The sequence below is a fragment of the Mycobacterium sp. genome, from assembly GCF_049281135.1.
GTDB lineage: Bacteria > Actinomycetota > Actinomycetes > Mycobacteriales > Mycobacteriaceae > Mycobacterium.
In genome coordinates this window covers 1-7,689 of the sequence record NZ_JBAPRN010000487.1, presented here as the reverse complement: position 1 = coordinate 7,689, position 7,689 = coordinate 1, and the positions used below count along the sequence as shown (strand labels likewise).

The following is a 7,689-nucleotide window of genomic DNA, read 5'->3' as shown; positions in this document are numbered from 1 at the left end:
CAGGGCGGGAATCAGCACCAGCGCCACCATGCTCACCGCCAGCGACCACGACTGGGCGAGCCGGATGGTCAGCGCTCCGGCCAACACCACCGGAATTGAGCAAGCCAGTGCCCAACCGGCGATCTCCCACAAGTCACTGGTCGGCATCTGATGTCCGCACCTCCCGCCACAGGTAGCCACGGCCCCAGACAGTCTGAACCCGGTGGGCGTCACCGAGTTTGGAGCGCAGCCGCTTGATGTGCACGGTGACCGTCGATAGATCACCAAAATTCCATTGCCATACCAGTTTCAGCAATTCTTGGCGGGAGTACACGGTGTCGGTGTGGGTCAGTAGGAAGGTCAGCAGGTCGAACTCCCGGCTGGTCAAGCTGACCGGTCGGCCGTCGACGGTCACCGCGCGGGCGGCCGTCAAGACGCGCAGCGGACCGGCGCTCAGTTCCGACGGCAGTTCGGCCGTTGATGGGGCGCGGCGCAACACTGAACGGACCCGAAGCGCCAGTTCACGTGGACTGAACGGCTTCGTCACATAGTCGTCGGCTCCAGCCTCCAACCCGGCGATGCGGTCGTCCTCTTCGCCGAGCGCCGTCAGCAGGATCACCGGCACCGCGTAGCTGTCCCCGCGACGCATGCTGCGGCACAACGTCATTCCATCCGGGCCTGGCATCATCACGTCAAGCACGGCGGCGTCGATGCGCTCGGTGCCCAGCAGTTGCAGCGCTTCATTGCCGTCATTCGCGATCGACACGTCATGCCCATCGCGTTCGAGATACCGTCGCACCACATCCCGGACGATGGGGTCGTCGTCGGCAATCAGGATCCGGCTCACACCACCGCACACTAGACCCGAGACGCCTACACCAGGGGGCGATGTCGCGCACTTGTCACGATTGACCCCTTCGCCGCCAGGGCCTGCGGGCCTATAGCGGGTGCGATTCGGTTCGCCCATAACGGGAAGCGCGCGGCGCGATGCCGGGCCGGGTCGCTACAGCCAGCGTCGGGCTGGGCCCGAAATGAGTGATTCGGCTGCCTGTTTTCGACCCAGCGCTGCGACTATCAGCGACGTCACGGAGAGGCGCGCGGCCCAACCCGACCAGGCGATCACGATCGCTGACAAAAGTCCCATGATGGGATATTGAGCGATGAGCTGATCAGAACTCCAGTAGGTCATGAGCGTCAGTAGCGATGCCAGGGCAGCAGGGAGGCTAAGCACCCCGATGACCAGTGCGAGGCCCAGCACAGTCTCCAGTAGCGGAATCGCGAAACCGAAGAGACCCGGCCAGCTACCGAGTACGGCTCCGGCGAATGCGCCGAAGTACTCAGGTACCCGGCTGTTGGATTTCGCGCTGCCCACGATCAGCAGAATGTCCGCGCGACCAAAGTGTGCGGTGTACTTGAAAATGCCTTCGTGCAACCACAGGATGCCTAACACGACCCTCGCCGCACCGAAAATGATCGAAGCGACGAGGGAGGCGGGCTTGTCCCTTGGCTTCATGTCAGGGTGGCGGCGCCGAAGACGGCCTTTGCCTTATCGCAGTGGATTACGACGGTGGTGTATTTCGACGCATCCAGCCCGCTGGTCGAAAACGTCTGAGACGGTTTGTCGAACGCGATACTGCCGATCTCCTTGCCCGCAGCCACAGCATTCTCGTCGCTGCCGTTCGCGAGGTAGATGTGCAGGTCCGGTCCCGCGTCGGAAGAGAAGCCCGACAGGACGATCTGGGCGTCTGACACAGCGGCGGTCCCCCCGACGTGCTTGTCGTTGAGTCCCTCGAAGGTCCCGGTGCGCGTGCTGGTCATCGACTGCGACATCGCCGGCGGCGGAGTCGACTGCGACATCGCCGGGGCCGAGGGCGACTGCGACATCGCAGACCCTGGCTGCATCTGCTTCGAGCTACTGCAGGCCGCAAGGGCCAGAGCAATTGTGAGTAGGGCTACGCCCTTAAGCTCGGTGGATCGCATGTGGTTCACCTTTCGCTTCGCGCGGGATGGCGCGTCCTGTGGTCGGTAGTGCTTACGCTACAAAGCAAATGGCGAAGTTGGCGACACCGCGACGCGTTCGTCATGACTCCGTCATAAATGACCGATCCGTCACAGCTACCCGGGCGGTTCCCGTCATGCCAATTCCCCGTGCTGGCTCCCGTTGATGCGTCGGAACTACCGACTTAGGCTGGCTGGACGAGGTGGGACACGTTGGGGCACAGCAAGAGCGCACGTGGCCGAGTTCTTGGACCTATCACGTCGCCGGCTGCGATGAGTTGCTCGCAAGTCATGCACTCGTGGGTAGTTCAACACCCACGAAGCACGAAAATTGCTGGCGGGTAGCCACTTCGACGACTCCCACGGTACATACGGCGACGTGCGATCAAGCCGTAGTGAAGGTCAAGGCGATGCCGTTCATGCAGTATCTCAGGCCGGTCGGCTGCGGGCCGTCGTCGAACACGTGACCGAGATGACTTCCGCACCGGCTGCAGAGAACTTCAGTACGCGTCATAGTCAAGCTGGTGTCCGGGCGCTCTAAGACCGCGTTGTCCAGGGCTTTCCAAAAGCTCGGCCAACCGGTGCCGCTCTCGAACTTGGTATCCGACGAGTAGAGGGGTTGCGCGCAGCCTGCACAGCTGAATACGCCATGACGGTGCTCGTTGTTGAGCGGGCTGCTGTACGGCTGTTCGGTGCCCGCTTCGCGCAGCACGCTGTATTGGGCTGCGGTCAGAAGCGTTCGCCACTCCTGGTCGGTGTGACTGACGGCAAAGTGCGCGTCGGGCGGTGACGACATCGCGCTCGCGGCACACGCGTTGACCGCAGCCATTACCAGTGCGGTCACACTTGCGGCGGTCAGAAACCGCCGTCTCGTCATATCCATCTCACCAATACCTGTGGTCGACGGGGAGATCCAGCCCCATCACCGTAACCCGGCGCGCGATGCCCGGTCAGCGTCAGCGCCATTCGTCATGGTTCGGTAAGAAGCTCCGGGTGTGAGGCTGGGATTCGGACGCCATTGATTCGTAAGAATTCGGACCGCCGATCGCGCTTAGCCTGAAGGTCGTAGAGCGACAATCGACAACTGACCGCGGGGAGCATCGTGCGTAGATCGCTGAGAATCAACCTGATACGGCTGGCCGTGGTGCTGTGTGCGGTCACCTTTCAAATCACCGCCTGCACTCGCATGTTCTCTGATGTGGGCACCGCTGCGCCTACGGTGAACATTCCCGGGCCTGCGGCGGATGAACCCGTGGGCGCCCAGGACGCTCGCGAGACTGCCGTGCTTGCCGGTGGTTGCTTTTGGGGTGTTCAAGGTGTTTTCGAGCACGTCAAAGGAGTCGACCGGGCCGTGTCGGGATACGCGGGTGGCAATGACTCGACCGCACACTACGACCTGGTGAGCACGGGCACGACCGGGCACGCGGAGTCGGTGCAGATCACCTACGACCCGTCCCAGATCACCTACGGGCAACTGCTGCGGATCTTTTTCTCCGTCGTGCACGACCCGACCCAACTCGACCGGCAGGGCCCCGACGTAGGGGCTCAATACCGGTCGGCCATCTTCCCGCAGAATGATACGCAGAAAAGGATCGCCGAGTCCTACATCGCTGAGCTCAACGGCGCCAAAGTCTTCGGCGCCCCGATCGTCACCCGCATCGAGAACGCCAGTGGATTCGTTCCTGCCGAGGCGCATCATCAAGATTTCCTGAATTCCCACCCGACCTTTCCCTACATCGCCATCAACGACATGCCCAAGCTCGACAACCTCATGCATCAATACCCGGATCTGTATCGCGAACAACCCGTCCTCGTCTCCGCGGGGTAGTAGCTGAGGTGCAGACCGGTCACCGCAAACCGCAACGGCAGCGGGCGACGCCGTTGGCATGAGCGATCGCCACAACTCAACGACGATGCCAGTCAATGCTATTCGGATCGATCTAACCAAGAGAGGACGCGCCTCTTACAATGTTGACACTCATGGCGATCGGCCTTGTCGGCGGCCTGATCACCGGCATTTCGCCGTGCATCTTGCCGGTGCTCCCGGTGATCCTCATCTCAGGCGCACAAAGCGCCCGGGCCACAGCCGGAACCTCTGCTGCGGCAGGCACAGTCGACCTGTCGCCGGCCAAACCCTCTCGCGCCGAGTCGCTGCGGCCATATCTCGTGATCGCCGGTCTGGTAGTCAGTTTCAGCACTGTCACCTTGGCCGGATCGGCGTTACTGTCGCTGCTGCACCTGCCGCAGGATGCCATCCGGTGGTTGGCATTAGTCGCGCTCGTCGCGATTGGCGTGGGATTGATCTTCCCGTCCGTTGAGGCGCTGCTGGAGAAGCCGTTCTCCCTGCTCCCACAAAAACAGTTCGGCTCGGGCAGTGGTGGTTTCGGGCTCGGACTCGCGCTCGGTGTGCTGTATGTGCCGTGCGCAGGACCAGTGCTGGCCGCCATCGTCCTAGCCGGCGCAACCGGCTCGATCGGATTGCCCACCATCGCGTTGACAGCATCTTTCGCTGTAGGCGCCGTAATGCCGCTGCTGGTCTTCGCCCTCGCCGGCCGCCGGGTGGCCGAGCGAGTGCGCGCCTTCCGGCGCCGCCAACGCGAGATCCGCATCGCCGCGGGCGTCGTCACCATCCTGTTAGCCGTAGCGCTGGTGTTCAACCTGCCCGCGACCCTGCAACGGGCAATTCCTGACTACACCACGTCCTTCCAACACAAACTTGGCGGCACGGATCAGGTCCGTCGGCAGCTCAACCTGGGCGGCGTAGCCAACGACCAGAACGCGGCGTTGTCCAACTGCACGGACGGCGCGACCGAGCTCGAAAACTGCGGCACCGCACCGGACATCAAAGGGATCGCCCAATGGCTCAACACCCCCGGTGGAGCGCCGGTCGACCTAAAGCAGCTACACGGCAAGGTAGTGCTGATCGACTTCTGGGCCTACTCGTGTATCAACTGCCAGCGCAGCATCCCCCACGTCGTCGGCTGGTACAACGCATACCGCGACAAGGGATTCGACGTTATCGGCGTCCACACACCCGAATACGCCTTCGAGCACAACCGTAGTAACGTCGCCACCGCTACCGCCGAGCTCGGGATCAACTACCCCGTCGCGATGGACAACGACTATACGACCTGGACCAACTACCGCAACCAGTATTGGCCAGCCCATTACCTCATCGACGCCAACGGCACCGTCCGTCACATCAAGTTCGGCGAAGGTGACTACGACGTTACCGAACGCCTTATCCGGCAACTGCTTTCACAGGCAGCCAGCAACGTCGGCCTGCCGCCGGCCGTCGATGCGCCCGACACCACGCCGACCTCAACGCTGACCCCGGAGACCTATTTGGGCGCCCAGAAGTCGGCCAACTATCGCGGCCAGGGCGCCTACGACCAGGGCACCGCAACGTTCGACTACCCCGCCCAACTCCCTAACGACTCATTCGCGCTCCGCGGCCGATGGACCCTGGACCAACAGAGCGTAACGGCAGAGGACGACGACGCCACCATCGCGCTGAACTACCACGCCCGCAACGTATACCTGGTCGTCGGCGGTACCGGCACACTGACTGTGACCAGGGGAGGGCAGACTTCACGCATCCCCGTCGCAGGACCACCCAATATGCATCACATCGTCTCCAACGACACCGGCGCGACCGGGCACCTCGAGGTAGCACTCACCCGGGGATTGCAGGCCTACTCCTTCACCTACGGCTGACGGCTACGGCCTCGCCCGACGTCGTATCTGGGTCGTGATTGGTTCAAGCTTGCACTGCTACATCGTAGGTTTCGAGCCTCAGCGAGCTAAGGCCGGTCTCTGATAGGCCGTCGTCGTGAATGCCGACCGCCGTCTCACGAGCGACCGCCTTCATGTCCTCGCGGGTCTGCCATAACGAGATGATGATGACGTTGCCGGTGCTGTCGTCGGTAAGTAGGAAATAGCCCGCGAATCCCGGACGTTGCCGGGCAGCGGGGAGCTCCTGGTTGGCCAAGCGGATGACGTCGTCAAACCCGCGTTCGCCTGCCTGGGCGGTGATCACGCGCGCGAACATTGCTCCGCTTCCCCTGCGCCGTCTACGTTGCGGCATCTCAACTTTCGTCTCGCCGCCGAAATTTGAAACCCTACGAAGAACCGACAACTACGGTAGCTTCTCGATCTCTTGGCCAATCGCGACTCGCTGAGCCGCAGTGATGCACGTTGTCGCTGTCAGGGTCTGCGCCTTCTGGTTGCTCGAAGTTGTCGCGATGACGCGAGCGCCGAGTAGTTTGGCTAGTTGCAGCGCGAAGACGGACACGCCGCCGGAACCCAAGGTCAGCACGGTTTGGCCGGGGCGGATCGGCGTTGGACCACCGAGTGCATTCCAGGCGGTGCGCAGCGTAATCACCGCCTGCTAGCGGAGTTCAGTGTGCCTCGACATCGCGATCAATGCGGAGCGCAGGACTGACACGGTCACGAGTTCGCTGCTTTCAACAGCCCGACCAGGCTCTTCAAATCGAACTCGTTCTCCTCGCGCAGCGCGTCGGCTATCTGGCGAAGTTCTCGCGGGAGCGCCCTCGGGGTCATGCCGAAGAAGACCTTGGTGACGGGCGGTCCCCACTGCGCCAAGCCGGACGCGGTGAACGGTGACCAGCCCGGCTGCAGTGTGCAGTCGAACATGTCGCCGTCAGTGAAGTGCTCGACGATGAAGCCGTCTGGGTCGCTCCAGTAGTCGAAGATCTGGCTGCCCAGGATATGGCGCCCGATGCCCCAGGCTCGTTGGTAGCCAAGGTCATTCAGATGCTCGCCACCGGCGGCCAACGCGTCGAGGTCGGCGACCTGATAAGCCGAGTGCGCGTAGCGGTTGGCCGGACCAAGCGCCAGTGCCAGGGTGTGGTGATCGGCGGGCGTCATGCCGCGATCACAGCGGATGAAACTGAAGGTCGGTCCGCGGTCACGCTGGCCCGGGTAGAAGTTGAAGTCGCTGACGATCATCCCGAGATTGTCGAGGTACCAGTTCAGCGTCTTGATGTACTTCGTGGTTTGGATCACCACATGGCCCAATCGCTGAACGCCCAAACCCTGTCAACCTTCGTGACTCTCAGCTCGGACACTGGGTCGATCGGGTCACATTCAAGTTCGATGTGGCCGAGAGTCTTTGGCCCACTGCTCGACACCCTGCTCAGCCCTCCTCTAGCAGCCAGTCTCGAAGCCGACGAGCCTCGTGATAGCAACCCCCGATGCTCAACTTTGATGAGCGCGACCTCGTCGCACAGGCAGAAGCGGCCGGGTTCGCCGACATACACCTAGAACTGCGACTTGACGTCCGCCGGCCCAACCGCGTCCTTGGGCAGCCGTGCTGAACGTCGCCGGCAAAACCGTTGCCGGCTACCGGATCGTGCGACTGCTTGGCTTGAGGCTGCATGGGCGAGGTATGTCTGGCCAAACATCCGGGGTTCCTCGCCACTACGCCGTGAAGGCACTTCCAGCAGAAGCCTGAGCCGGCGCCGTTGCGGGATTCTCCCGCGGATGCCGGACGGGCTCTCTCATCTGGCTGGCGATTCCTGATTCCCCTCTTGACGTCCGTTAGTCGTTGGCCTCAAAGGGCCGTCAGGCGGGGATCGGTGAAATTCTGCTCCAGGGCCGCTAGCCGCCTGGCGTGGAGGTCAGCCGCCTTCACGAGGCTTTGAGGCCTTTGCTCGCCGACGACGGGAGTAGCGCTTAGCAACGTAGACC

The 7,689-nt window shown here is 62.6% G+C and carries 8 protein-coding genes and 2 pseudogenes; 2 read left to right on the top strand and 8 right to left on the bottom strand.

Annotated features, from left to right (window positions below; all coding sequences use genetic code 11):
• From WAN02_RS19665 to msrB, 5 genes and pseudogenes are all read right to left on the bottom strand, one after another.
• A pseudogene (locus WAN02_RS19665) lies at positions 1-147 on the bottom strand (sensor histidine kinase); the annotation flags it as partial.
• On the bottom strand, positions 134-826 hold the full coding sequence (locus tag WAN02_RS19660) for a response regulator transcription factor (RefSeq protein WP_422265909.1): 693 nt from the start codon (positions 824-826) through the stop codon (positions 134-136). The gene WAN02_RS19660 and the pseudogene WAN02_RS19665, both read right to left, overlap by 14 nt.
• Positions 827-982: 156 nt before the next feature.
• On the bottom strand, positions 983-1,492 hold the full coding sequence (locus WAN02_RS19655) for a hypothetical protein (RefSeq protein WP_422265908.1): 510 nt from the start codon (positions 1,490-1,492) through the stop codon (positions 983-985).
• Positions 1,489-1,959: a DM13 domain-containing protein gene (locus tag WAN02_RS19650; protein ID WP_422265907.1), complete on the bottom strand. Its 471-nt coding sequence runs from the start codon at positions 1,957-1,959 to the stop codon at positions 1,489-1,491. The genes WAN02_RS19655 and WAN02_RS19650 overlap by 4 nt, the downstream gene beginning before the upstream one ends.
• Before the next feature lie 403 nt (positions 1,960-2,362).
• Positions 2,363-2,860, bottom strand: coding sequence for a peptide-methionine (R)-S-oxide reductase MsrB (gene msrB, locus WAN02_RS19645; RefSeq protein ID WP_422265906.1), 498 nt, complete (start codon positions 2,858-2,860; stop codon positions 2,363-2,365).
• A gap of 219 nt (positions 2,861-3,079) precedes the next feature.
• Here msrB and msrA point away from each other — a divergent pair, with 219 nt between their 5' ends.
• Complete coding sequence (msrA, locus tag WAN02_RS19640; protein WP_422265905.1) at positions 3,080-3,805, top strand: peptide-methionine (S)-S-oxide reductase MsrA; 726 nt, start codon at positions 3,080-3,082, stop codon at positions 3,803-3,805.
• Between the two features lie 140 nt (positions 3,806-3,945).
• Positions 3,946-5,694 (top strand): cytochrome c biogenesis protein DipZ, encoded by a 1,749-nt coding sequence (locus WAN02_RS19635; protein ID WP_422265904.1) that lies wholly within the window; start codon positions 3,946-3,948, stop codon positions 5,692-5,694.
• A gap of 43 nt (positions 5,695-5,737) precedes the next feature.
• Here WAN02_RS19635 and WAN02_RS19630 read toward each other — a convergent pair whose 3' ends face one another.
• The 3 genes and pseudogenes from WAN02_RS19630 to WAN02_RS19620 all read right to left on the bottom strand — a co-directional run.
• The gene (locus WAN02_RS19630) at positions 5,738-6,028 is read right to left on the bottom strand and encodes an antibiotic biosynthesis monooxygenase family protein (protein ID WP_422265903.1); all 291 of its coding nucleotides are present in this window, start codon (positions 6,026-6,028) and stop codon (positions 5,738-5,740) included.
• Positions 6,029-6,115: 87 nt separating this feature from the next.
• Entirely contained in the window at positions 6,116-6,361 is a 246-nt protein-coding gene (locus WAN02_RS19625; protein WP_422265902.1) for a hypothetical protein, read from the bottom strand.
• Between the two features lie 65 nt (positions 6,362-6,426).
• Positions 6,427-7,026, bottom strand: a pseudogene (locus WAN02_RS19620) (VOC family protein); the annotation flags it as partial.
• Positions 7,027-7,689: the final 663 nt, after the last annotated feature.